Consider the following 23963-nt stretch of genomic DNA (forward strand, 5'->3'; position numbering starts at 1 on the left):
GGCTGGTTTTTGGTTTAGCGGCCTGATTACTGGCGAATCAGGCGGTTACATCCAGCGGTTGATGGGTCAGATTTGGAACGTCGATAGGGGAGGAGGTTTGGGTCTCGCTCGCAGCTGCAATCTCTACAGCGTGCAAACCTTTGGGCCCCTGAATGATGTCAAAATTAACGGCCTGACCTGCTTTCAAGGTCTTGTAGCCGTCCATTTTTATCGCCGAGTAATGGGCGAACAAATCCTCGCTCTGGCCGTCTTCAATAATGAATCCGTAGCCTTTTGCGTTGTTGAACCACTTAACCTTGCCGCGCTTGGGGTTACTGCTTGCCATGCTCACATCCCTCTGCAAAGGACTCCGTCTGGAGTATGATCCACCTCATCCGCCGGACCGAAAAAAATTTGGTTGACTGCACGGACCCTTTTTACCCAATGTGGGTTCTATTCTTTGTAACACCGTTTTGCCGATAGTCAAGGTCATGCGGCGGTCCACTTGAAAACCGGTCAGACTGCGACTAATTACTGAACCCGCCCACCTACGAACCTTTCTTTCCATGCATGCATTCAGCCAGATTCGACTAACATTCAATCAGGACCGTCCGACACACGAGGATGGTGCTGCTGGAGTGGTGCTACAGGAGGCCAAGCCAGCACTGCAGGCGCCACCGATGTACAAGGTGGTTATATTTAATGATGATTACACACCGATGGATTTCGTCGTCGAAGTGCTCGAGGTGTTTTTTAACCTGAATCGCGAGCTGGCGACCAAGGTCATGCTGGCCGTCCATACAGAGGGACGGGCAGTATGTGGATTGTTTACCCGCGATATCGCCGAGACCAAGGCAATGCAGGTCAACCAATACGCCAGGGAAAGCCAGCATCCGCTACTCTGTGAGATCGAGAAGGACGGTTAACGCCGACCACTTGGGTATGAGGTGAAGCTATGTTAAACCGTGAGCTCGAAGTCACCCTCAATCTTGCCTTCAAGGAGGCACGTTCCAAGCGTCATGAATTCATGACGGTTGAACACCTCTTGCTGGCTCTTTTGGATAATGAGGCTGCCGCGACCGTCTTGCGCGCTTGTGGCGCAAACCTCGACAAACTCAAGCATGATCTGCAGGAGTTCATCGACTCCACGACACCGTTGATTCCTGTCCATGACGAGGATCGCGAAACCCAGCCAACCCTGGGCTTTCAGCGGGTACTACAACGTGCTGTCTTCCACGTCCAAAGCTCGGGCAAGCGTGAAGTCACTGGCGCTAACGTGCTGGTTGCCATTTTCAGCGAGCAGGAAAGCCAGGCAGTGTTTCTGCTCAAACAGCAGAGCGTTGCACGGATCGATGTCGTCAATTACATCGCTCATGGTATTTCCAAAGTGCCAGGGCATGGCGATCACTCAGAAGGTGAGCAAGATATGCAGGATGACGAGGGCGGCGAGTCTTCTTCTTCAGGCAATCCTCTGGATGCCTACGCCAGCAACCTGAATGAGTTGGCGCGTCAGGGTCGCATTGATCCATTGGTCGGACGCGAGATGGAAGTCGAGCGTGTGGCGCAGATTCTGGCGCGCCGTCGCAAAAACAACCCGCTGCTTGTCGGTGAGGCCGGGGTGGGTAAAACCGCCATCGCCGAAGGTCTGGCTAAACGCATCGTCGACAATCAAGTGCCTGACCTGCTCGCCAATAGTGTGGTGTATTCCCTCGACCTGGGTGCTCTCCTTGCAGGGACCAAATACCGCGGTGACTTCGAGAAGCGCTTCAAGGCGTTGCTCAACGAGCTGAAAAAGCGTCCGCAGGCGATTTTGTTCATTGACGAAATCCATACCATCATCGGCGCAGGTGCTGCTTCTGGTGGCGTGATGGATGCATCGAATCTGCTCAAGCCGCTGCTGTCTTCGGGGGATATCCGCTGCATCGGCTCGACAACGTTCCAGGAATTTCGCGGGATCTTCGAAAAAGATCGAGCATTGGCGCGGCGTTTCCAGAAGGTTGATGTGTCCGAGCCGTCGGTGGAAGACACCATTGGCATCCTGAGAGGCCTCAAGGGGCGTTTCGAACAACATCATGGTATCGAGTATAGCGACGAGGCATTGCGCGCCGCTGCCGAGCTTGCGTCGCGCTACATCAATGATCGGCACATGCCGGACAAGGCCATCGACGTTATTGACGAAGCCGGGGCTTATCAGCGCCTGCAGCCCATCGAGAAACGCGTGAAGCGTATCGAGGTGGCTCAGGTTGAGGACATCGTTGCCAAGATTGCGCGTATTCCGCCCAAGCATGTCAACAGCTCCGACAAGGAGCTGCTGCGTAATCTCGAGCGCGACCTCAAAATGACCGTGTTTGGTCAGGATGCAGCGATTGATTCGCTGTCGACCGCGATCAAGTTGTCGCGGGCGGGTCTGAAATCGCCGGATAAGCCGGTCGGTTCGTTCCTGTTTGCCGGTCCTACGGGTGTCGGCAAGACCGAAGCGGCTCGGCAGTTGGCCAAGGCCTTGGGCATTGAGCTTGTGCGCTTCGATATGTCCGAGTACATGGAGCGTCATACCGTTTCGCGCTTGATCGGTGCACCGCCAGGTTATGTTGGCTTCGATCAGGGTGGTTTGCTGACCGAAGCGATTACCAAGCAGCCGCACTGCGTACTGCTGCTCGATGAGATCGAGAAGGCGCATCCGGAAGTCTTCAACCTGCTGCTGCAGGTCATGGACCACGGTACGCTGACCGATAACAACGGGCGCAAGGCGGACTTCCGTAATGTGATCGTGATCATGACCACCAACGCTGGCGCGGAAACTGCTGCGCGTGCCTCGATCGGCTTCACGCATCAGGATCACTCTTCCGATGCAATGGAAGTGATCAAGAAAAGCTTCACGCCGGAATTCCGTAACCGTCTGGACACCATTATCCAGTTTGGTCGCCTCAATCATGAGGTCATCAAAAGTGTGGTGGACAAGTTCCTTACCGAACTGCAGGCGCAGTTGGAAGACAAGCGTGTGCTGCTTGAGGTGACTGATGCCGCCAGAACCTGGCTGGCTGAAAGTGGCTACGATGCACAGATGGGTGCAAGACCCATGGCTCGTTTGATCCAGGACAAGATCAAGCGTCCGCTGGCTGAAGAGATTCTCTTCGGTGAGTTGGCCGAGCACGGTGGCGTGGTGCATATCGACGTCAAGGACGGAGAAATGACCTTCGACTTCGAGACAACGGCAGAAATGGCTTAAGCCAAAACCAAAAAAAGCCCTGCTTCTCACCTTTGATCGGGTGGGGGCGGGGCTTTTTTATGGGCGAAATCTGTGTTGCGCAACAGTGCGGGTTAAATCCCGCCCACACAAAAACGCCCGGCACAGGCCGGGCGTTTTTGTTAAGACCTGTTAGCGGGCGCGGTACGTGATGCGCCCTTTGCTCAAGTCGTAAGGCGTCATTTCGACGCGCACTTTGTCACCGGTAAGAATACGGATGTAGTTCTTGCGCATTTTGCCGGAGATATGCGCGGTGACGATGTGCCCATTTTCCAACTCCACACGGAACATGGTGTTGGGCAGGGTGTCGACGACAGTACCTTCCATTTCCAAGCTGTCTTCTTTCGACATGCAGTAAAAGCCCTCGGTAACCAAAGAATGGCCCGGTGCAACTGCGCCAGGCAAAAGCGGCGTGCATTGTGCCCGAAAAGTAGGTGTTAAGCCAAGCGCTTCAATAAAGAGTGACCCATCTCTGGTTTGTAAGCAGTTCAATCGGGCGATATTGGGTTTTGTAATTCATCTTTTTACAGTTCTTTATCCAGTAGCCCAGGTAGACCGCATGGAGCTGCAATCTGGCCGCCTCGGCGATCTGCCAGAGAATCGCGTAGCGGCCCAGGCTGCGGCGCTCTTCGCCGGGTTCATAGAATGTATAAACCGCCGAAAGACCGGTGGGTAAAAGGTCAGTAACGGCGACTGCCAAGAGGCGTTCGCCGAGGCGGAATTCGTAGAATGTCGAGAAAGGCAGGTCGCGTACCAGAAATGTTGAAAACTGGTCACGACTAGGGGGGTACATGTCGCCATCAGCATGCCGCTGCTCGATATAGCGCTGATACAGGTCGAAGTACTCTTCGCTGAATCGTGGCTGAGTCGGGGTCACCTGCAGATCGGCATTGCGCTTGAAAATGCGCTTTTGCTGACGATCTGGAACAAACAGTCCCACAGGGATGCGAGCAGGAACGCACGCGCTGCAATTCTGGCAGTGAGGCCGGTAAAGATGGTCCCCGCTACGGCGAAAGCCCATGTCGGAAAGATCGGCGTACACCTGAACATCCATCGGCTGGCTAGGGTCCAGAAACAGCGTCGTCGCTTGTTCCTCAGGCAAATAGCTGCAGGAATGGGGTTGAGTGGCATAAAACTTAAGCCGCGCCAGCTCTGTCATGATCAACCCTCGGATAAAATCTCTAGTTAAGAGTGTATGTCAGGCTATGAAACTCGCCTAGGCAGCCAGTCGGCGATATTGGGTTGATCCAGGTGCTGGCGAAGGTAGTCGGCAAATGTCGTGCGGGTAATCGCTCTGGCGCCGAAGCTGTGCAGATGTTCGGTTGGCATTTGGCAGTCGATCAGTACGAAACCCCACGCCTTCAGGCGCTCGACCAGCGTGGCGAAGCCGACTTTCGAGGCATTGTCCGCCCGGCTGAACATGGACTCGCCAAAAAACAGCTGGCCTATTGCCAGGCCATACAGGCCTCCGACCAAGGTGTCTTGCTCCCAAACCTCCACGCTGTGGGCATAGCCGCGTCGATGCAGCTCAAGGTAGGCCGATTGCATCGAGTCGGTGATCCAGGTGCCATCGGCGTAATCGCGCGGCGCGGCGCACGCTTGAATGACAGCCGTGAAATCCCGATCGAAGGTCACCTGATAGCGGTTCTGGCGCAATATTTTGCTCAAGCTACGAGAAATGTGCAGCTCCTCGGGAAATAATACCGTGCGCGGGTCCGGCGACCACCACAGGATCGGCTGTCCTTCCTGAAACCAGGGAAAGCAGCCGTGACGATAAGCCTGAATCAAGCGGTCGGCGGATAGATCTCCGCCTGCGGCGAGCAAGCCATTCGGCTCGCGCATGGCTTTTTCCAGTGGCGGGAAGGTCAGGCTGTTACGTTGTAACCAGGTCAGCATGGCATCAAGACTTCTCGAAAGGGGAGGGCGGTACACTCGACGACTGCAACTCTACGGCGTCGGTGTGGTCGTAGACGGTCCCGTTGACGAAACCTGAGGCGGATATGTGTAGCAAAACGATGCAATCAATGGCTTGAGTGTGCAACGCGGCACGATCCGGATGTTTGATGTCGTTCATAAAAACACCCCATAAGCCTTTGTCACGAAAGACAATGCATGCTCAAATTGAGTCGTTCGTCCGGCGCTTGAAGATATGCTACACGCAAGCCAGACTAGCGTGGCAACGTCGGTGCAAACCCGTACAATGCCGACCTTATTGGTGTTTTTTCAAGTGATTAGCCGGGTTGTAGATAAACGTATCCATGTGTTTCATTTTTACCGAACGCTAGACAGTAGTATTTCGTAGTCAATCATCAGATGTTCGCGCTAAGGCGCAGGAAAAGAAGCGTTTTGAAGAAATCCACCGTAGCACCCAGTTCCGTTCCGCTCTGGCGTCAGCAGTTGCACTACCGGCTCAAGGAAGGTGCGCTGATCGCTATCGGCGCCCTGTGCCTGTATTTGATGATGGCGTTGTTGACCTACGATCAGGCCGATCCCGGTTGGAGCCATACCAGCAGTGCCCAGCAGGTGCAGAATGCTGCGGGCCGCGCTGGCGCATTCTCGGCTGACATATTGTTCATGGTGTTGGGTTATTTTGCGTACATCTTCCCGCTGTTGTTGGCGATCAAGACGTATCAAATCTTCCGTCAACGTCATGAGCCGTGGCAGTGGAGCGGTTGGTTGTTCTCCTGGCGCCTGATTGGCCTGGTCTTCCTGGTGTTGTCTGGTGCGGCCCTGGCCCATATCCATTTTCACTTCACTGCGGGCCTGCCGGCATCGGCCGGTGGTGCGCTGGGCGAAAGCCTGGGCGATCTGGCAAAAAATGCGTTGAATATCCAGGGCAGCACCCTGATGTTCATTGCGCTGTTTCTGTTTGGCCTGACGGTGTTCACCGATCTTTCGTGGTTCAAAGTGATGGACGTCACCGGCAAGATCACGCTTGACCTGTTCGAGCTGTTCCAAGGCGCTGCCAATCGCTGGTGGACGGCCCGTGGCGAGCGCAAGCAGATGGTTGCGCAGTTGCGCGAGGTCGATACTCGTGTCAGTGAAGTAGTGGCGCCTGTTGCCCCTGACCGTCGGGAACAGGCCAAGGCCAAAGAGCGTTTGATCGAGCGTGAACAAGCGCTCAGCAAACACATGACCGAGCGCGCAAATCACGTACCTGCGGTGATCGCTCCGGCTCCGGCCAAAGTAGTGGAGCCAAGCAAGCGCGTGCAGAAAGAGAAACAGGCGCCCTTGTTCATCGACAGTGCGGTGGAAGGTACCTTGCCGCCGATTTCGATCCTTGATCCGGCAGAGAAGAAAAAGCTCAACTACTCCCCCGAATCGCTGGCTGCCGTCGGTCATCTTCTGGAGATCAAACTCAAAGAGTTTGGCGTGGAAGTCACCGTTGACTCCATTCATCCGGGACCGGTGATCACCCGCTACGAAATTCAGCCCGCCGCCGGGGTCAAGGTCAGTCGAATCTCCAACCTGGCCAAGGATCTGGCGCGTTCGCTGGCCGTGACCAGTGTGCGTGTGGTTGAAGTCATCCCGGGCAAGACCACCGTTGGCATCGAGATCCCTAACGAAGACCGGCAGATCGTGCGCTTCTCCGAAGTGCTGTCCACTCCGGAGTTCGATGACGCCAAGTCCCCGGTCACTCTGGCCCTGGGGCATGACATTGGCGGCAGGCCGGTGATTACCGACCTGGCGAAAATGCCGCACCTGCTGGTGGCCGGTACTACCGGTTCTGGTAAGTCGGTGGGGGTCAACGCGATGATCCTGTCGATCCTGTTCAAGTCGGGGCCGGAAGACGCCAAACTGATCATGATCGACCCGAAAATGCTTGAGCTGTCGATCTACGAGGGCATTCCGCATCTGCTGTGTCCGGTCGTCACCGACATGAAGGACGCGGCCAACGCACTGCGCTGGAGCGTCGCCGAGATGGAGCGGCGTTACAAACTGATGGCGAAGATGGGTGTACGTAACCTGTCGGGCTTCAACCACAAGGTCAAAGAAGCTCAAGACGCCGGCACGCCGCTTGAAGATCCGTTGTACAAACGCGAAAGCATGCACGACATAGCGCCGCTGCTGACCAAATTGCCGACCATCGTGGTAGTGGTCGACGAATTCGCCGACATGATGATGATCGTCGGTAAAAAGGTCGAAGAACTGATTGCCCGAATCGCTCAAAAAGCCCGGGCGGCCGGTATTCACTTGATTCTCGCGACCCAGCGGCCATCGGTGGACGTGATCACTGGTTTGATCAAGGCCAACATCCCGACTCGCATGGCGTTTCAGGTATCGAGCAAGATCGATTCACGGACCATCATCGATCAGGGCGGCGCTGAACAACTGCTCGGTCACGGTGACATGCTGTACATGCCGCCGGGCACCAGCCTGCCGATTCGTGTCCATGGCGCTTTTGTGTCTGACGAAGAGGTCCACCGCGTCGTGGAGGCCTGGAAGCTGCGTGGCTCACCTGACTACAACGAAGACATCCTTGCGGGCGTTGAAGAGCCCGGTAGTGGCTTTGATGGCGGCAGCGAAGGCTCTGATGATAGCGAAAGCGATGCTCTGTATGACGAAGCGGTGCGTTTCGTCCTGGAAAGCCGGCGTGCTTCCATTTCCGCGGTACAGCGCAAGCTGAAGATCGGTTACAACCGCGCCGCCCGAATGATCGAAGCAATGGAAATGGCGGGCGTTGTGACGTCCATGAACACCAATGGCTCGCGTGAGGTCATCGCACCGAGCCCTATGCGCGACTAATCCTGACCGCGCGACTGTGTGCTGTCAGGGCTCCACTGAATTCAATGAGGACTCCCATGCGTCTTATCCGCATGCTGTTGGTATCTGCACTGGCTTTTTCCGCTATCCCGGTCCATGCCGATAGCAAAGATGTCGCGCGACTCACCCAGTTGCTTGAAAAATCGCAAACCCTGACCGCCCGGTTTTCCCAGCTGACACTGGACGGCGGCGGCACCCAGTTGCAGGAAACAGCCGGTGACATGGCGTTGCAGCGTCCGGGCCTGTTCTATTGGCATACGGATGCACCTCAGGAACAGTTGATGGTATCCGACGGGAAAAAAGTCTCGTTGTGGGACCCGGATCTGGAGCAGGTGACTATCAAGACCCTCGACCAGCGACTGACCCAGACCCCTGCGTTGCTGTTGTCCGGTGATGTGTCCAAGATCAGCGAAAGCTTTGACATCAGCGCCAAGGAAGCCGGCGGCGTGATCGACTTCGTGCTCAAGCCCAAAACCAAGGACACGCTGTTCGACAGCCTGCGTCTGTCTTTTCGCAACGGCGTCATCAATGACATGCAGTTGATTGACAGCGTTGGCCAGCGCACCAATATCCTGTTCACGGGCGTGAAAGCCAACGAACCGATTGTTGCCGGAAAATTCAAATTCAATATCCCGAAAGGCGCTGATGTCATTCAGGAATAAGAGGTTTTAACCGCGGCCCATGGACTTGTTTCGTAGCGATCCGATAGCTCAGCCCTTGGCAGCGCGCCTGCGTGCGGCCAATCTGGATGAGTACGTCGGTCAGGAACACCTGCTCGCTCATGGCAAGCCTCTGCGTGAGGCGCTTGAGCAGGGCGCTTTGCATTCGATGATCTTCTGGGGGCCGCCGGGCGTGGGTAAAACCACGCTGGCACGGCTGTTGGCGAAAGTCTCCGATGCGCATTTCGAAACGGTCTCGGCGGTGTTGGCCGGGGTCAAGGAAATCCGTCAGGCCGTCGAGATTGCCAAGCAACAGGCGGGGCAATACGGTCGCCGAACCATCCTGTTCGTTGACGAAGTGCATCGATTCAACAAGTCGCAGCAGGACGCCTTTCTGCCTTACGTAGAAGACGGCACTCTGATTTTTATCGGTGCGACCACTGAGAATCCATCTTTTGAACTGAACAACGCCTTGCTTTCCCGTGCGCGGGTTTACGTCCTGAAAAGCCTCGACGAAGCGGCGCTGCACAAGCTGGTGCAGCGCGCATTGACGGAAGAGCGTGGCTTGGGCAAGCATCGACTGAGCCTGAGCGACGAAGGTTTCAAGATGCTCCTGGCTGCGGCTGATGGTGACGGTCGGCGTTTGCTCAACCTGTTGGAAAACGCCTCTGACCTTGCCGAAGATGGCACCGAGATCAGTGTCGAGTTGCTGCAAAGCCTGCTTGGCGACAGTCGTCGTCGGTTCGATAAGGGCGGCGAAGCGTTTTACGACCAGATTTCCGCGCTGCATAAATCGATTCGCGGCTCCAACCCTGACGCGGCGTTGTACTGGTTCGCGCGGATGATCGATGGCGGTTGCGACCCGTTGTACCTGGCTCGCCGCGTTGTGCGCATGGCCAGTGAAGACATCGGCAATGCTGACCCCAGGGCGCTTACGTTATGCCTGTCGGCGTGGGATGTGCAGGAGCGTCTGGGCAGCCCCGAAGGTGAGTTGGCAGTGGCGCAGGCCATCGTTTATCTGGCCTGCGCACCAAAAAGTAATGCCGTGTACATGGGCTTCAAGGCAGCGATGCGTGAAGCGACCGAGCATGGTTCGCTGGAGGTTCCGCTGCACCTGCGCAACGCGCCGACCAAGCTGATGAAGCAACTGGGCTATGGCGAAGAATACCGTTACGCCCACGATGAACCCGACGCTTATGCCGCTGGCGAAGACTACTTTCCGGACGACCTAGAGCCGCGCCAGTACTACCAGCCGGTACCGCGTGGCCTTGAGCTGAAGATCGGAGAAAAGCTGAATCATCTGGCGGCACTGGACAAAGCAAGCCCACGTAAGCGGAGAAAGTAGTGATTCGATTGATTCTTGCAGTATCCGCCGGGGGTATCGCTGGTACATTATTGCGCTTCGCCACCGCCAGCTGGATCTCGGCGAACTGGCCGCGACACTTCTACACCGCAACATTGGCCGTTAACATCGTCGGCTGCTTGCTGATCGGTTACCTGTATGGACTGTTCCTGTTGCGTCCCGAAGTACCAATCGAGCTTCGTGCAGGCCTGATGGTAGGTTTTTTGGGTGGCCTGACGACATTTTCATCTTTTTCACTGGATACGCTGCGCTTGCTGGAAAGCGGGCAGGTGCCGCTGGCGCTGGGCTACGCGGCAATCACCGTATTCGGCGGGCTGCTCGCGACATGGGCTGGCCTGTCCTTGACCAAACTTTGATAGACGAGAGAACGATATGCTCGATTCCAAACTGTTACGTACCCAACTTCAGGACGTAGCGGATCGCCTGGCGTCCCGTGGTTTTACCCTGGACGTGGCCCGCATCGAAGCGCTGGAAAACCAGCGCAAGACCGTCCAGACCCGCACAGAACAGTTGCAGGCCGAGCGTAATGCCCGCTCCAAATCCATCGGTCAGGCCAAACAGCGCGGCGAAGACATCGCACCGTTGATGGCTGACGTCGAGCGTATGGCTGACGAACTGAGCACCGGTAAAGTCGAGCTGGACAGCATTCAGGCTGAGCTGGACGGGATGCTGCTGAGCATGCCGAACCTGCCACACGAATCGGTTCCGGTTGGCGCTGATGAAGACGACAACGTTGAAGTTCGTCGTTGGGGCACACCTACCGTGTTCGACTTCGAGGTCAAGGACCACGTCGAGCTTGGCGAAAAGTACGGCTGGCTGGACTTCGAAACCGCCGCCAAGTTGTCTGGCGCCCGCTTCGCACTGTTGCGGGGCCCTATTGCTCGCATGCATCGTGCGTTGGCGCAGTTCATGATCAACCTGCACGTCACCGATCACGGCTACGAAGAGGCTTACACCCCGTATCTGGTTCAGGCGCCCGCGTTGCAGGGCACGGGCCAGTTGCCGAAGTTCGAGGAAGACCTGTTCAAGATCACTCGCGAAGGCGAGGCGGACCTGTACTTGATCCCGACTGCGGAAGTGTCGCTGACCAATATCGTTGCTGGCGAAATTCTTGATCCAAAGCAATTGCCGCTGAAGTTTGTCGCGCACACCCCATGCTTCCGCAGCGAGGCCGGTGCATCGGGCCGCGATACACGCGGGATGATTCGTCAGCACCAGTTCGATAAAGTCGAGATGGTTCAGATCGTAGAGCCTGGCCAGTCGCAAGCGGCACTGGAAACCCTCACCGGTAACGCTGAGCGCGTTCTGCAACTGCTGGAACTGCCTTACCGCGTACTGGCCTTGTGCACCGGTGATATGGGTTTCAGTGCGGTCAAGACGTACGACCTTGAAGTCTGGATCCCGAGCCAGGACAAATACCGCGAAATTTCCTCGTGCTCCAACTGCGGCGATTTCCAGGCGCGACGCATGCAGGCGCGCTGGCGTAACCCGGAAACTGGCAAACCAGAATTGGTTCACACCCTGAACGGTTCCGGTCTGGCTGTAGGTCGGGCGTTGGTCGCCGTGTTGGAAAACTATCAGCAGGCCGATGGCTCGATCCGTGTTCCTGACGTACTAAAACCCTACATGGGTGGGCTTGAGGTCATAGGCTAAATGGAATTCCTGCCGCTGTTCCATAACCTGCGTGGCAGTCGCGTACTGGTAGTCGGTGGGGGTGAAATTGCCTTGCGCAAGTCACGCCTGCTCGCTGATGCCGGTGCGTTATTGCGGGTGGTTGCACCCGAAATAGAAGCGCAATTGTGCGAGTTGGTTGAGCGCAGCGGCGGAGAACTGATTTTACGTGGCTATGCCCAGGGCGACCTTGACGGGTGCGTACTGATCATCGCAGCCACCGATGACGAGCCACTTAACGCTCAGGTGTCGCAAGACGCCCGGCAGCGTTGTGTGCCGGTCAATGTGGTGGATTCGCCTGCGTTGTGCAGCGTGATATTTCCGGCCATCGTTGACCGTTCACCGTTGGTGATTGCAGTGTCCAGCGGCGGTGATGCTCCTGTGCTGGCGCGGTTGATTCGCGCCAAGCTTGAAACCTGGATTCCTTCGACATATGGCCAACTGGCCGGCCTGGCGGCGCGATTCCGCAGTCAGGTAAAAAGCCTGTTCCCCGATGTTCAGCAGCGCCGGGCATTTTGGGAAGAAGTGTTTCAGGGACCTGTCGCTGACCGCCAATTGGCCGGGCAGGGCGCTGAAGCCGAGCGTCTGCTGATTGCTAAAATCAACGGTGAGGCGCCCAGCGCACCCGGTGAGGTGTATCTGGTGGGCGCAGGGCCGGGCGATCCGGACTTGCTGACCTTCCGCGCTTTACGTCTGATGCAGCAAGCCGATGTGGTGCTTTACGACCGCTTGGTGGCGCCGGCGATTCTGGAACTTTGCCGACGCGATGCCGAGCGGGTCTATGTCGGTAAACAGCGTGCCGATCACGCTTTGCCGCAGGATCAGATCAATCAGCAGTTGGTTGATCTGGCCAAGCAAGGCAAGCGTGTACTGCGTCTCAAAGGCGGCGATCCGTTTATTTTCGGGCGTGGCGGCGAAGAGATCGAAGAGCTGGCGGCTCACGGCATTCCGTTTCAGGTGGTACCGGGCATTACCGCTGCCAGCGGTTGCGCAGCCTATGCCGGCATACCTCTGACCCACCGTGATTATGCGCAATCAGTGCGCTTCGTTACCGGGCATTTGAAGGACGGCACCACGGACCTGCCCTGGAGCGATCTGGTCTCACCGGCGCAGACATTGGTGTTTTACATGGGGCTGGTCGGCTTGCCGATTATCTGTGAACAGTTGATCCAGCATGGCCGCTCCCCGGACACCCCTGCTGCGCTGATTCAGCAAGGCACCACCTCGAATCAACGGGTGTTCACTGGCACACTGGCCAACTTGTCGCAACTGGTCGCTGAGCATGAAGTGCATGCGCCAACGCTGGTGATCGTCGGCGAAGTGGTCAAGTTGCGGGAAAAGCTGGCGTGGTTCGAAGGCGCTCAAGGACAGCTCTAGCGCATAGGCTTTAAGTGCGTGCCTTGATGATCCGCGTGTGCGGGCGGTCAAGGCATCACCTCATGCCTTATTCTCAAACTCCTGTTTTGTGCCAGACTCCACGGCCTGTAAGCCGTTCGCGGTCATGACTGGCGTCAAGGTGCCGCGCTGGTCCTTTCGGCACGATCCCGGTCGGGTTTATAGTCCGGTGGCTCGCATAGTAGTGACCTTTGATGTGCTCAAAGTCCACCGTCTCAGCGATGCCCGGCCACTGATACAACTCGCGTAACCAGTCACTCAGGTTCGGGTAATCGGCCATGCGGCGCAGGTTGCATTTGAAGTGGCTGTAATACACCGCGTCAAAGCGAACGAGGGTGGTAAACAGGCGCACATCGGCCTCGGTCAGGTACTCACCGGCCAGGTAACGTTTCCTGCCAAGCAGCACCTCCAGCCAATCCAGTTCCGCAAACAAGCCATCGAATGCTTGCTCGTAAGCGCCTTGCGAAGTGGCGAAGCCTGCGCGGTAAACGCCATTATTGACCGCTGGGTAGATCCGATCATTCAATCGATCAATCTGCTGTTGCAGCGGTTCAGGGTAGAAATCCAGGCGATCACCGGTCAGGCCATCGAACGCCGAGTTGAACATGCGGATGATCTCGGACGACTCATTGCTGACGATACGTTGTTGCTGTTTATCCCACAGCAATGGCACGGTCACGCGGCCAGTGTAGGCGGCGTCATCGGCGGTGTAGCGCTGATAAAGAAAGTCCAGGCCATCGAGCTTGTCACCGCTGGAGCCCTTTTGTTTATCGAAGGTCCAGCCATTTTCCAGCATCAACCAACTGACCACGGACACGTCGATCAAGCGTTCCAGGCCTTTGAGTTTGCGCAGGATCAGTGTGCGATGGGCCCATGGGCAGGCGAGGGAGACGTAGAGGTGATAGCGGCCAGCTTGCGCGGCAAAGCCACCTTCACCGCTGGGGGCGGGTTGACCGTCAGCGGTGATCCAATGCCGGCGTTGCGCGTTTTCACGCTGGAAGGCGCCGTCTTTGCTGCTTTCGTACCACTGATCATGCCAGCGTCCGTCGACCAGAAGGCCCATGTCTGACTCCTAAGCTCTTTTGCATTGGAGGCCAGTCTAATTGCATTGGTTCGAACGAATAGCGCAAAGCATGGGCGACTATGATCGATTAAATAGATCTGTCGCGATTATCCCAGTACTGCTGAGCCAATTCGAAGGCGGCATCGCGTGGGGTTCCAAGGCCGCGCAATGCCAGAGCGATGGTCGAAATCAGGGCCAGCTGCGGGTAGCTGTCTTCTATTTCACCACGCCAAAGGGCCGTTAATTGTGCCGGGTCGAGCGTGGCCGGTTTGACATGACGTCTTGGCGACAGCGCAGGCCACTCCTCATCCCAGCTTTGCCCGGCTGTAGTGCCATAAAGGTGACTGATGGTGTCCGGGTTTATTTCGACTTCACCGCCATCGCCCTTGATCACGATGGCGTTGTCACCTAGCAAACCGCTGGCTTCGCGGTGCATGCCCTGGTAACCGGGATGGAAGATGCTTTGCAGGCCACAGCGAGCGCCCAAGGGGTTGAGCGCTCGCGCCAGTGAGTGGATAGGGGAGCGCAGACCCAGGATGTTGCGCAGGTCGATCATTCGCTGCAGCTGCGGCGCCCAATCCCCTAGCGGGATGAACGCCAGGTTGTGTTGCTCGAGCGCCGTACCGACCGCTTGCCAGCTACGGCACAGCGGGATGCCCAGCAGTTCGAGCAATTGCTCGCTGTACAGGCGACCTGCGGTATGCGCGCCACCACCATGCATTAGCACGCGGACACCGTTTTGCGCCAGGCACTTGGCCGCGAGCAAGTACCACGGTAGGTGACGCTTTTTGCCAGCGTAAGTCGGCCAGTCGATGTCCACCTTCAACGCCGGAGCGTGCAAACGCTCTCGTACCGCTTCGGTGAAGCCTGCCAGCTCCTCTGCGCTTTCTTCCTTATGCCGTAACAACATCAGAAAAGCACCAAGCTGGGTGTCTTCGACTTTCTCGTCGAGCAACATGCCCATGGCTTCCCGCGCTTCTTCGCGAGTAAGGTCGCGGGCGCCGCGTTTGCCCTTGCCCAGGATTCGCACGAATTGGGCGAACGGGTGCTCGGCAGGTGTTTCAGTGATCAGCGGGGAAAATTCGGTCATATGCAATTCGTCGGTTTGGGCAGGCCCGCCAGCTTGGCGGCGAGTTTGGCGGGAGTGCCATTGAACAGGCGATTGAGGTGCATGCTGTTGCCCTTTTCAGGGCCCAGCTTCAGCGCCGTGTATTTGATCAGCGGGCGAGTTGCGGGCGACAACTGGAACTCGGTATAAAAAGCACGCAGCAGTTGCAGAATCTCCCAGTGTTCCGGGCTGAGGGTAATTTCTTCCCGTAAGGCCAAGGCAGTTGCAACCTCTACGGACCAGTCGTTCAGGTCTACCAGGAAACCATCCTTGTCCAGTGCAATGCTGTGTTCGGCAATCGTGAGCTGTGTCATAGCCAGGTGTTGACCTTGTCGAAGCGTATCGACAACGCGACGAAGCCTGGGTAATCGACGCTTTGGACCCCGCGCGGAACCTCAAGATGACGCGCCAGGATGTCCTCTTCGAGTACAAACAGTTTGGACGACGCTATCTGCACCTCCAGTGCACGAAGCGGTGCGCAACCGGGACGCAACGCATACGTCGCGTCGCCGCAGAGCAGGATGGCATCTTCCGGGCCGAGCACGCGTAGGCAGCTGGTCAGACGGCTGTCTGCAAAAGGGGAGTGAGACAAAACATGCAAAGTCGACATCAGAGCGTTATCACTTGGTCGTAGCGGTCAATAATCATGGGGATTTCTGACGTTTGCAGCAGTTGCAGCGTATCCACATTCAATCCGGCAGAGGAAATCCCGCGTTCTGCCAGGCTGTCGTCACAGGCAAAAATATCCTCGACGCCAAACAGTGACAAGGCCTTCAAATTGGCTGTCAGGTCCTTCTGCTGTACGTGAGCGGCCTTTTGCTCAGGCAAGAGTTGAAACACCCCGTCATCGAGAAACAGTAAGCCGATAGGCAAATCGAATGCGCCGCCGGCCAACACGATATCCAGTGCTTCCCGTGCGCCGGGACCAGACCACGGGGCCTGACGGCTGATAATCAATAATGATTTTGACATTTCAAGGCCCTCCGAAGCAGATCAGTCGGTCGGCGGCCTGCACCGCATCATGCAACTGGCCGAGCCCGGACAACTCCCACGGGGCTGACACATTGGCTGCTGGTCGCTGATAGCGTTGAGCTTCTTCTTCATTCAATACACCGCGTCGCAAGGCGGCGGCGATGCACACCACGCCATCAAGCTGGTTGAGGGTGACGAACTCGCGCCATTGGCGTGGCAGGTCTTGCTCATCCTGAGGCGTGACAATATTGCCCGACGCGATGTGCACGCCTTCCTGATAGAAAAACAGCCGGACAATCTCATGGCCGCCAGCCAGCACCGCCTGCGCAAACAGCAAGGCGCGGCGGGAGGAGGGCTCATGGGCCGCAGAAAAAATGGCAATGGCGAACTTCATGGTTGGCTCAGTCAACAAATCTTGGGCAATGATAATAGAGTCAGACAGCAAAAAGCCCGCTAAGCGGGCTTTTTGTTGAAGCTCGACAGCGAATCAGTTTCTGCTGCCACCCATCAAGCCAAACAACTGCAACAGGCTGACGAACAGGTTGTAGATCGATACATACAGGCTGATGGTCGCCATGATGTAGTTACGCTCGCCGCCCTGGATGATGGCGCTGGTCTGGAACAGGATGCATACAGAGGAGAACAGCACGAAACCTGCGCTGATCGCCAATTGCAGCCCGCTGATCTGGAAGAACATGCTGGCCAGCACCGCGCCCAGCAGGACGAAGAAGCCGGCGGTGATGAAACCACCGAGGAAGCTCATGTCCTTGCGAGTGATCAGCACATAGGCGGACAAACCACCGAACACCAGCGCGGTCATCGCAAACGCCGAACTGACAACCTCGGCACCGCCCTGCATACCCAGGTAACGGTTGAGAATCGGGCCCAGCAGGTAACCCATGAAACCGGTCAGGGCGAAGGTCGATACCAGGCCCCACGCCGAGTCGCGTAATTTATTAGTAAGAAAGAAAAGGCCATAAAAGCCGATCAGGACGACGAATACGTTCGGGTAACGAACGTGATTCTGCTGAGCGATAAAAGCCATCAAGCCACTGAAGGCGAGGGTGATAGCCAGAAGACCATATGTATTGCGCAGGACGCGGCTAACCTCTAGCTGCTCGGCCTGCACGCCGTTTTTCACTGCGTAATCCTGTTCGCGCATGGCGCAACTCCTGGTGATTGAAATGTTAAGACGCAAAGATCATAACAGACGCTTTGCCGCCAGTTATGAAGAGAGTTTGACAGTGTGTTTCATTCGGGTATTATGGCGCCCGCAACGCAACGGAGGTGTGGCCGAGTGGTTTAAGGCAGCAGTCTTGAAAACTGCCGACTGTAACAGGTCCATGAGTTCTTATCTCATGTACTTCTCAGCTGCACGCTTGCGACGCACGACATGAAGAACGGGAAATTGGCAGAGTGGTTGAATGCACCGGTCTTGAAAACCGGCGAACGTTAATAGCGTTCCCAGGGTTCGAATCCCTGGTTTCCCGCCACGCATCAGTAAAATCAAGGGCTCAGAGATAATCTGGGCCCTTTTTTTATGCCTGCAATATGTCTGGCAGGTGTGCTGGATTGGAGGTGAACAGTCCTCAACGACCTCGTCATCATAAGATGCAATCGTCTGGATGCGTGCTACTGCATTCTGTTGCGTGCTTGCGAGGGGCTTGTGTTCAACTGCATGCTTACGGATGGGCCCCGCCAGTGGTGACCCTAGTGGGCTTTACGCCGAATTCGATGTCCGATTTAGCCATCTATTGAAGCAGGCTTGGTTGCCGTTTCACTCGTACCCTGAACCGGTGCGGGGCTTCCTGTGTCTTTCCGGAGCGTCGGAAGAGCGTGCCGAAGTCACCCGTCAGTTACATCTCAAAAGGAGCATTGGATGGGGAGTCCGGACAAGGTATTGGAACAGCGAATCCTGCATGCCCAAATCGCCTTACAGGAATGGGCGATTGCGGCCGACCTGTGGCACGACAGCGGCTTTCAGTCTTATGCGGAGCGCGTCGATGGGGAGCTAGGTAAAAGACGCCGTTGTCTTCATCCTGCATAGCAGCTGCGACCTTGCACGACTTTTAGACGAAGACTAAGAGCCCAGGTTGCGAGAGCAATTCGCTGAGATTGCCGACACGCATGGTTTCTTCTACGACGATAACGATGGGTACTCCTTCATTTTTTTTGCCAACAATGAGCCACTGCAGCGGGCCTACGACGAGTATTTCACTGGAAGTGGGTGTGCAGCTTGATCGTCGAGGATTTCGGCGACCTGTATGCCGAGCTGTATCAGTATTTCCATGCTCACCCCGACCGGTTGTATAACCTTCACCACCGCGAATTCGAAATCCTGCTCTATCGAATTTTCCAAAGTCTGGGCTTTGAGGCGGAGGTAGGCCCGGGTTCGGGAGATGGAGGTGTCGATGTCAAATTGCTTCAACGCGGCCCGCTGGGCGACACCCTCGCCTATGTACAAGCCAAGCGGTATTCGCCATCCCGCCCTATAGGCCTCGAAGCTGTCGCAGCGTTGAGGGGCGTTGTTGCCAACGATGGCGTTGATCGCGGAATATTTGTCACGACTTCTCGTTACCTTCCCAGCGCAGTGACCTTTGCGCATCGGTCATCCGGGGTGCTGGAGCTCAAGACGTCTACCGACGTTGCCCAGTGGTGTCATCAAGCCCAAGGAGGGGGCGTCCGGGACAAATCAATGTTGGTGTCCGACGCTAACCTGCTGTCGGTGCTGCGTGACGTCAATGCGGGCCATGGAAATCATGTTGTGCATGCGCATGGTAGATACAGCACCATTTCGAACGTCTTTGCCCTCGTCCTCAGGGAGACCCTGCATGCAGCATTACTCATGCGCCTTCCGAAGCAGATCACTGGGCAGGATGACCATGGTCTTGAAGGTCACGAAGTACCTGTCCTGAATGACCAGATACTCACGGTGAAAAACTTCGGAACCGTCTTTCGCGCGAAGCGAACGGTAGATGATCGGGGTCGTGTTGCTTATTGGGACGGCAGGCATCATTTCGAAACCTGAGATCGCAGACCAACCTTCTTCAGCAACCTCGATTGATGCATGCTTCAGCGCACTCGCTGGGTCTGTCAGACACCCGACGGCCAACGTTACCCACTTGTTCGATAAGCTCGTAGGAAGAGAAACCCCCATGGCCGAAAAACGACTCATCTCCGAACTCGATTCAAACAAGCTTCGTGAGAATGCGCTGACGTCTATTCGCTTAGGCGCCGAGGACTTCGAGCGCAGCCGCAGAGCTCCTGCTGATGGAGGAGACCCCGCCCGGGCACTTTCTGCTGTGCGCAACTTGTTCGCTGGGGTGCTGCTTCTCTTCAAATATAAGATTGCCACGTGCGTGGACAACCCTGCCGACGCAGCCGCGCTCATTTTTATGCCTCCTGAGGTATGGCCTCATGGCGATGGCGAGGGTGGGATCGAATGGCTACCGGTAGGCAAGTTCAAATCCACCACTATCGACGTCGGGACGATCCAGAAGCGCTTCCAGGCGTTTGGGATTGAGGTTGATTGGAAAGTGATTGCCAAGCTCCAAGAATGCCGCAACCACCTGGAACACCTGCACCCTGCGACCACGTTAGGGGAAGTCGCAGATTTCGTGGCCGAGTTATTTCCCGTGCTTAGGGATTTCATTCAGACCCAACTAGGGGAAGTGCCTGCGCAAATTCTGGCGCATACATGGCAGATCATGCTGCTTCACCACAACTTTTTCGTCGACACAACGCAGCAATGTAAGGAAGCTTGGACGGGGGCGGGAGTTCCTGAGGGGATGATTCCCTGGCTGGACGAAAGTCGTTGTGAGGCGTGCTCGTCATCGCTGCTGTCCCCGGCTCAGCTGTCCATAGACGCGAACTACTTGGTTGATCGCGATGAGGAAAAATTCGAGTACACATGCGTCGCTTGCGGACACACGGGATTGATTGCGCCGCTGATGATTGGCGCGCTGAATGAGGCCCATGATTACGATCCTCGTGACGGCGAAGAGCCGAGCGTTGAGGTTTGTATGCAGTGCGACCGTGCAACCTACGTGATCTATGAGCAAATTTGCCTATGGTGCGCAGCGCAGTTGGACTACACGGAGTGCGCCATCTGTGAAGAGAGACTGAGACAGGACGATCAGGACAATGGCGGTTTGTGCTCCTACCACGCTCACACTTACGAAAAGGCGATGCGTGACTGATCGAGAGGAGCGCTAGGTCACAGGGTGACTCTACCGTGTCGCGTGATTAGTTGCACGTGAGCCCTCATCCATTGGTGGATACTGAACAGAGCCTCCACGATTGAGGTCAGGCGAAGCGCTGCTGCCGGGGGCTTGTGTCACGATTGGTTTCCAGCGTTTGCTAAAGTCCTCTTTGGGCATCAGTCATTGAGCGAGGTCGTGAAGATTTCTGCACCGAACATGAATATGGGCTGTCAGCACCGCGTTGATCAGTTGCACAAGGAGCGCCAGGGAAAAGCGCCTGTTGGAGCCTAGGCGACCTGGCCTGAGCGAAAAGCGTGTTCAGTTTAGATCTTGATAGCGATTGACTGGGCTGACCCCGCTGGGGCGCGACTAAAGGTTGCACTTGCGGTGGTGGGATGAGGGGTGTCTGTGGCCTGGGCTGATGATGGCGGGGCCGTACCGATCAGACCAAGGACTTCCAAATCTCTGATCGGCTTCATCAGCACCGCTCTTGGCGTTGCCTGCGAATCTAAAGCTATGGCAAGAGCCGGCAATGCAGCAGGTGAAGGCCCAAGCACCTCACGGACGAGGTTTATTATCGTGTGGCGTACGGTTGGAGAGTTGCTCAACACGCTGGGTGATGAACAGATACAGATTGGTGGAAAACATACCGACGACGATCGCCACCAGTGCCATCGTATAGAAGCTACTGGAACTGCTGAGGGCGTCTTTCGTTTCGACCCCATGGGTGGCGAGGTGGGGCGCAATGATCGACACGAGAACGCCGCTCTTGATACTAATCCAAGAAAAGCACGCCATCAGGCTGGAACCAGCGATCAACTCAAGGTGGTCGATGATTCGCATCCCGGACAGCAGCAATCGGGTCAACGCCCCCACTGCGCCTAGCACCAAAGGTATGGTGAGGAGCACAGTCGCATTGAATGCTTGGCTCAAGAAGTCAATCGTCTGCTCGTCCAGACGATAGATTGATGCGTTCTGAATCGTGGCGGTGGCGAACGAAATCAGGGCTGCAATTATGGTCGCGATCATGCCCACGACCACCACCACTGCCTTGAGAGGATCATTCAACCCAAACACGTCACGTCGCACGTGCTTGGGGGCTGCGACCAGTGAGTTAGCTGCTTCAGTGGGCGCAGTGGGCTGAATTTCGACTTGAGGTTGGGCTGCAGCAGCAGCGGGTTTCTCGACGGCTGGGGTGTTCATTGATCATCCTAGGATCTGTGGGCAGAGAGCAGGCCAATTGCTTGGCGCCCCTCGGTATTCGGGAGTTTATCTACTACCTTTGCGTATTGCTTGGATCGTGAGCCTTGGAATGGTCGCCAGCGCCCACTGAGCCGGGCAGCAGCGAAACCTGGCCATAGCGAGGCTTTTTTGTCAGCGTCGATCAGGTAAATTGGAACCAGCAGAAAACTCTGCTTTTGCTGGGCCCCGAAGTCTTACGCCATAGCCATTGGCGAAGTGCTTCTTTACGTTAGAGCTCCACTGAAACGTGCGGGCAAGCGGTAAGGATCTATCGAAGTAGCCGGCCGAGGTGGGAGAAGGTCGGCCTCGGACGGTACGTACCTATTGAGGTAGAAAAGAATTTTCAATAGGTACCGAGCCCTCAGGCGTTAAGGGGTAGCCTTGGCGCACGTTATCCATACAGGTATCCCCCGAGTGTCCCACGCCCCCACCGAAGCTGTTCAGCACTGCGAGACGCTTCTGCGCAGCATGATGGAAAATCTCCAGGCCAAGTGCATCTGGCCGAACATACGCAGCATCATTGACGGCATGCTCAAGCGCCGTATCGAGTTGGCAGACGTGTATGAAGAAGTCTATGCCTCGTTGTCCCTGAAGCCTCGGGCTCTCCACATGTTCTGGGATGTCTTCGTCCATGCTGCTGACGGCTGGAACCCTGAAAAGAGCCAAGCAGCGCGGCAGGCTCGCGAAGAATTGGTAGGGGTCAACAGTCGAATCAGCGAGCTCGCCGATCAAATGGCAGCACTGCTCGATCGGCGTGATGAGCTTCATAACCATTCAGGATTTAGCTCAAATACCCAATACCACATCCTTGATATCGTGCACGAAGCGTCGGAGCACAATCATCTCTACGAGAGCTACGTGAAGGATGGCCTCGATCGAATCCACTACCAGTTTGATTTCAAATATTGGCCGGCATTGAGTGAGGTGGTTCAAGCCATAGGCACTGATGCCGAGATGGCTGAGGTTACCCCCGATGATCCGGCTACTGCAGCTGCTACTGAAAGCCGGAAATCGGGCCGCTCGGATTTTGTGAAAGCGTTCCTGGCTCGAATGGACGACAATCGGGTGAAAGAGTGTGGCTTCATACCCAACGGATTCGCACTATCTGATGGTGGCTTGGCGTCGCTAGTGAATTGCGGTCTTGACCTAGCTGTTGACGAGCTGGTGGATGCCGACTTCATCAAGCGATTTCGGCAGCGGCAACGGCAGGCGAAAAAGGCCTGACCGTAGCAGGATCAGATGGGTATGACGGGGGCGGCGTGTCCGGAAAATGCATGCCGCCTGGCGAGTCGAACGAGGTTCAGCACGGCCCGGTGACAACGCTGGCTTTAGCATCGGCTCCCTCGTCGAAGCTAATTCACCGGAAAACCTCCGACCACTGCAAGTCAAATTACTCCTGCGACAGCTTTGCGGTTACATGGGGAACGCCATTGTCTGTCGCATGGTGCCCCGCTTACCTACAGGTGCTGAATATCCCAACCCTGTTCGCAGAGCCGCGCGCAGTTGGCATCAAACTCTTCTCCCTCGCCAAGCGTCCGTCTGCTTATAGCCAAACAGAACAGGTGCGTCGGGCGAGTCATCGCCACATACATGGCAAGGAGGTGCTGGGTTATCCTCTTTCGGGGCCTGATACCCCCGTGACTTTTTTGGCCGGCAGCCCATGGCAACAGACTCCCGATGAAATGTTCGTGGTTATACGTTTCGAGCACAAGCGTCGCGGTGTGGGTCTGCCCTTTGCTCGAATGAATAGAGCCGAGCTTGATGTCCACCACGCCAGTGTCGTGAGTGCTTCTGAAGGTGTTCACTGCAAGCTGTACAGCCCCCTCCTGCACGACCTCTGAACTCTCTGGCACCCATGCTAGGTATCCCTGCGCCGACTCAGGCTGTTCATGCGCTCCAGCAAGGACTGATGCCAAATTCCAAAAGCGCTGAGCGAGGGATGACCAACTGGCGGCACTGATGGTATTCGACGTGAACAGCAGCTCGACTACCAGCTGTTGGTAGCTGGCCAAATCTTCCAAGTTGGTAAACAGTTGCTGAACTTGGACGTGTTGTCGACTCCCCACTTTGATCTTGGTGGTGAGATTGGTGAGGTTCACCAGGTGGAGAAGCCCCTTGGCGATCTCTTCGGCACTGTGGTGAGCGGTATCGCTCTTGACGAGGTTACGCTTCGCTTGACGAACTCGCTCAATCAGCGTCGGCGGGCGGTACACCACCAGACCTGCGCTACGATCATAACCCTCCCAATAATGTCCGACAGTTTTCGGATAAACGCGACACCAAAAAAGACGCTGAGACAAA

Annotated in this window: 25 protein-coding genes and 2 tRNA genes; 13 read left to right on the top strand and 14 right to left on the bottom strand. The window is 56.3% G+C overall.

Annotated elements, in window-relative coordinates; translation table 11 throughout:
• Window positions 1-37 precede the first annotated feature (37 nt).
• Window positions 38-325: a cold shock domain-containing protein CspD gene (cspD, locus tag AC1MEA_RS16410; protein WP_480416780.1), complete on the bottom strand. Its 288-nt coding sequence runs from the start codon at window positions 323-325 to the stop codon at window positions 38-40.
• A 220-nt stretch (window positions 326-545) separates the two neighbouring features.
• Here cspD and clpS point away from each other — a divergent pair, with 220 nt between their 5' ends.
• Entirely contained in the window at window positions 546-905 is a 360-nt protein-coding gene (gene clpS, locus AC1MEA_RS16415) for an ATP-dependent Clp protease adapter ClpS (RefSeq protein ID WP_219064425.1), read from the top strand.
• Between the two features lie 29 nt (window positions 906-934).
• A complete protein-coding gene (clpA, locus tag AC1MEA_RS16420) occupies window positions 935-3205 on the top strand; it encodes an ATP-dependent Clp protease ATP-binding subunit ClpA (RefSeq protein ID WP_219064426.1) in 2271 nt (756 codons plus the stop codon).
• Between the two features lie 150 nt (window positions 3206-3355).
• On the opposite strand, the gene infA is transcribed toward clpA, so the two are convergent.
• The 4 genes from infA to AC1MEA_RS16440 all read right to left on the bottom strand — a co-directional run bounded on the left by infA (window position 3356) and on the right by AC1MEA_RS16440 (window position 5297).
• Entirely contained in the window at window positions 3356-3574 is a 219-nt protein-coding gene (gene infA, locus AC1MEA_RS16425) for a translation initiation factor IF-1 (RefSeq protein ID WP_219064427.1), read from the bottom strand.
• Window positions 3575-3674: 100 nt separating this feature from the next.
• Complete coding sequence (locus AC1MEA_RS16430; protein WP_219064428.1) at window positions 3675-4382, bottom strand: arginyltransferase; 708 nt, start codon at window positions 4380-4382, stop codon at window positions 3675-3677.
• A 44-nt stretch (window positions 4383-4426) separates the two neighbouring features.
• Window positions 4427-5119 (bottom strand): leucyl/phenylalanyl-tRNA--protein transferase, encoded by a 693-nt coding sequence (gene aat, locus AC1MEA_RS16435; protein WP_480416781.1) that lies wholly within the window; start codon window positions 5117-5119, stop codon window positions 4427-4429.
• 4 nt (window positions 5120-5123) lie between these two features.
• Window positions 5124-5297 (bottom strand): hypothetical protein, encoded by a 174-nt coding sequence (locus AC1MEA_RS16440; protein WP_449635391.1) that lies wholly within the window; start codon window positions 5295-5297, stop codon window positions 5124-5126.
• A gap of 239 nt (window positions 5298-5536) precedes the next feature.
• Here AC1MEA_RS16440 and ftsK point away from each other — a divergent pair, with 239 nt between their 5' ends.
• Genes ftsK through cysG form a run of 6 tightly spaced genes read left to right on the top strand, consistent with a single transcriptional unit; the run spans window position 5537 to window position 13057 of the window.
• A complete protein-coding gene (gene ftsK, locus AC1MEA_RS16445; protein WP_219064430.1) occupies window positions 5537-7969 on the top strand; it encodes a DNA translocase FtsK in 2433 nt (810 codons plus the stop codon).
• A 56-nt stretch (window positions 7970-8025) separates the two neighbouring features.
• Window positions 8026-8649 (top strand): outer membrane lipoprotein periplasmic chaperone LolA, encoded by a 624-nt coding sequence (lolA, locus tag AC1MEA_RS16450; protein ID WP_480416782.1) that lies wholly within the window; start codon window positions 8026-8028, stop codon window positions 8647-8649.
• Between the two features lie 19 nt (window positions 8650-8668).
• Entirely contained in the window at window positions 8669-9991 is a 1323-nt protein-coding gene (locus tag AC1MEA_RS16455; RefSeq protein ID WP_219064432.1) for a replication-associated recombination protein A, read from the top strand.
• Entirely contained in the window at window positions 9991-10365 is a 375-nt protein-coding gene (gene crcB / locus AC1MEA_RS16460) for a fluoride efflux transporter CrcB (protein WP_219064433.1), read from the top strand. The genes AC1MEA_RS16455 and crcB overlap by 1 nt, the downstream gene beginning before the upstream one ends.
• Window positions 10366-10381: 16 nt before the next feature.
• Window positions 10382-11662, top strand: coding sequence for a serine--tRNA ligase (serS, locus tag AC1MEA_RS16465; protein WP_480416783.1), 1281 nt, complete (start codon window positions 10382-10384; stop codon window positions 11660-11662).
• Entirely contained in the window at window positions 11663-13057 is a 1395-nt protein-coding gene (gene cysG, locus AC1MEA_RS16470; RefSeq protein WP_480416784.1) for a siroheme synthase CysG, read from the top strand.
• A 73-nt stretch (window positions 13058-13130) separates the two neighbouring features.
• On the opposite strand, the gene AC1MEA_RS16475 is transcribed toward cysG, so the two are convergent.
• The 7 genes from AC1MEA_RS16475 to AC1MEA_RS16505 all read right to left on the bottom strand — a co-directional run bounded on the left by AC1MEA_RS16475 (window position 13131) and on the right by AC1MEA_RS16505 (window position 17380).
• Window positions 13131-14138, bottom strand: coding sequence for a glutathione S-transferase family protein (locus AC1MEA_RS16475; RefSeq protein WP_480416786.1), 1008 nt, complete (start codon window positions 14136-14138; stop codon window positions 13131-13133).
• Between the two features lie 88 nt (window positions 14139-14226).
• A complete protein-coding gene (locus tag AC1MEA_RS16480; protein ID WP_480416788.1) occupies window positions 14227-15228 on the bottom strand; it encodes a glycosyl transferase family protein in 1002 nt (333 codons plus the stop codon).
• Entirely contained in the window at window positions 15225-15560 is a 336-nt protein-coding gene (locus AC1MEA_RS16485) for a TusE/DsrC/DsvC family sulfur relay protein (protein ID WP_219064438.1), read from the bottom strand. The genes AC1MEA_RS16480 and AC1MEA_RS16485 overlap by 4 nt, the downstream gene beginning before the upstream one ends.
• Window positions 15557-15856: a sulfurtransferase complex subunit TusB gene (tusB, locus tag AC1MEA_RS16490; RefSeq protein ID WP_480416790.1), complete on the bottom strand. Its 300-nt coding sequence runs from the start codon at window positions 15854-15856 to the stop codon at window positions 15557-15559. The genes AC1MEA_RS16485 and tusB overlap by 4 nt, the downstream gene beginning before the upstream one ends.
• Complete coding sequence (tusC, locus tag AC1MEA_RS16495; protein ID WP_480416791.1) at window positions 15856-16218, bottom strand: sulfurtransferase complex subunit TusC; 363 nt, start codon at window positions 16216-16218, stop codon at window positions 15856-15858. The genes tusB and tusC overlap by 1 nt, the downstream gene beginning before the upstream one ends.
• Window position 16219: 1 nt before the next feature.
• Window positions 16220-16612, bottom strand: coding sequence for a sulfurtransferase complex subunit TusD (gene tusD, locus AC1MEA_RS16500; RefSeq protein ID WP_219064441.1), 393 nt, complete (start codon window positions 16610-16612; stop codon window positions 16220-16222).
• Between the two features lie 93 nt (window positions 16613-16705).
• A complete protein-coding gene (locus AC1MEA_RS16505) occupies window positions 16706-17380 on the bottom strand; it encodes a Bax inhibitor-1/YccA family protein (RefSeq protein WP_219064442.1) in 675 nt (224 codons plus the stop codon).
• A 121-nt stretch (window positions 17381-17501) separates the two neighbouring features.
• On the opposite strand from AC1MEA_RS16505, the gene AC1MEA_RS16510 reads away from it, so the two are divergent.
• The 4 genes from AC1MEA_RS16510 (at window position 17502) to AC1MEA_RS16525 (ending at window position 20417) form a co-directional block, all read left to right on the top strand.
• Window positions 17502-17587, top strand: a tRNA-Ser gene (locus tag AC1MEA_RS16510).
• Window positions 17588-17620: 33 nt separating this feature from the next.
• Window positions 17621-17711 (top strand) — tRNA-Ser (locus tag AC1MEA_RS16515).
• Between the two features lie 743 nt (window positions 17712-18454).
• Complete coding sequence (locus tag AC1MEA_RS16520) at window positions 18455-19246, top strand: restriction endonuclease (RefSeq protein WP_480416792.1); 792 nt, start codon at window positions 18455-18457, stop codon at window positions 19244-19246.
• 127 nt (window positions 19247-19373) lie between these two features.
• Window positions 19374-20417: a hypothetical protein gene (locus AC1MEA_RS16525; RefSeq protein ID WP_480416793.1), complete on the top strand. Its 1044-nt coding sequence runs from the start codon at window positions 19374-19376 to the stop codon at window positions 20415-20417.
• Between the two features lie 561 nt (window positions 20418-20978).
• On the opposite strand, the gene AC1MEA_RS16530 is transcribed toward AC1MEA_RS16525, so the two are convergent.
• Window positions 20979-21623: a hypothetical protein gene (locus AC1MEA_RS16530; protein WP_480416794.1), complete on the bottom strand. Its 645-nt coding sequence runs from the start codon at window positions 21621-21623 to the stop codon at window positions 20979-20981.
• Window positions 21624-22076: 453 nt separating this feature from the next.
• Between AC1MEA_RS16530 and AC1MEA_RS16535 the strand changes: the two genes are divergently transcribed.
• Entirely contained in the window at window positions 22077-22886 is an 810-nt protein-coding gene (locus AC1MEA_RS16535) for a hypothetical protein (protein WP_480416795.1), read from the top strand.
• A gap of 233 nt (window positions 22887-23119) precedes the next feature.
• Here AC1MEA_RS16535 and AC1MEA_RS16540 read toward each other — a convergent pair whose 3' ends face one another.
• A complete protein-coding gene (locus AC1MEA_RS16540) occupies window positions 23120-23962 on the bottom strand; it encodes a hypothetical protein (RefSeq protein ID WP_480416797.1) in 843 nt (280 codons plus the stop codon).
• Between the last annotated feature and the right edge of the window lies 1 nt (window position 23963).

This window comes from Pseudomonas sp. ASL8 (assembly GCF_056680355.1).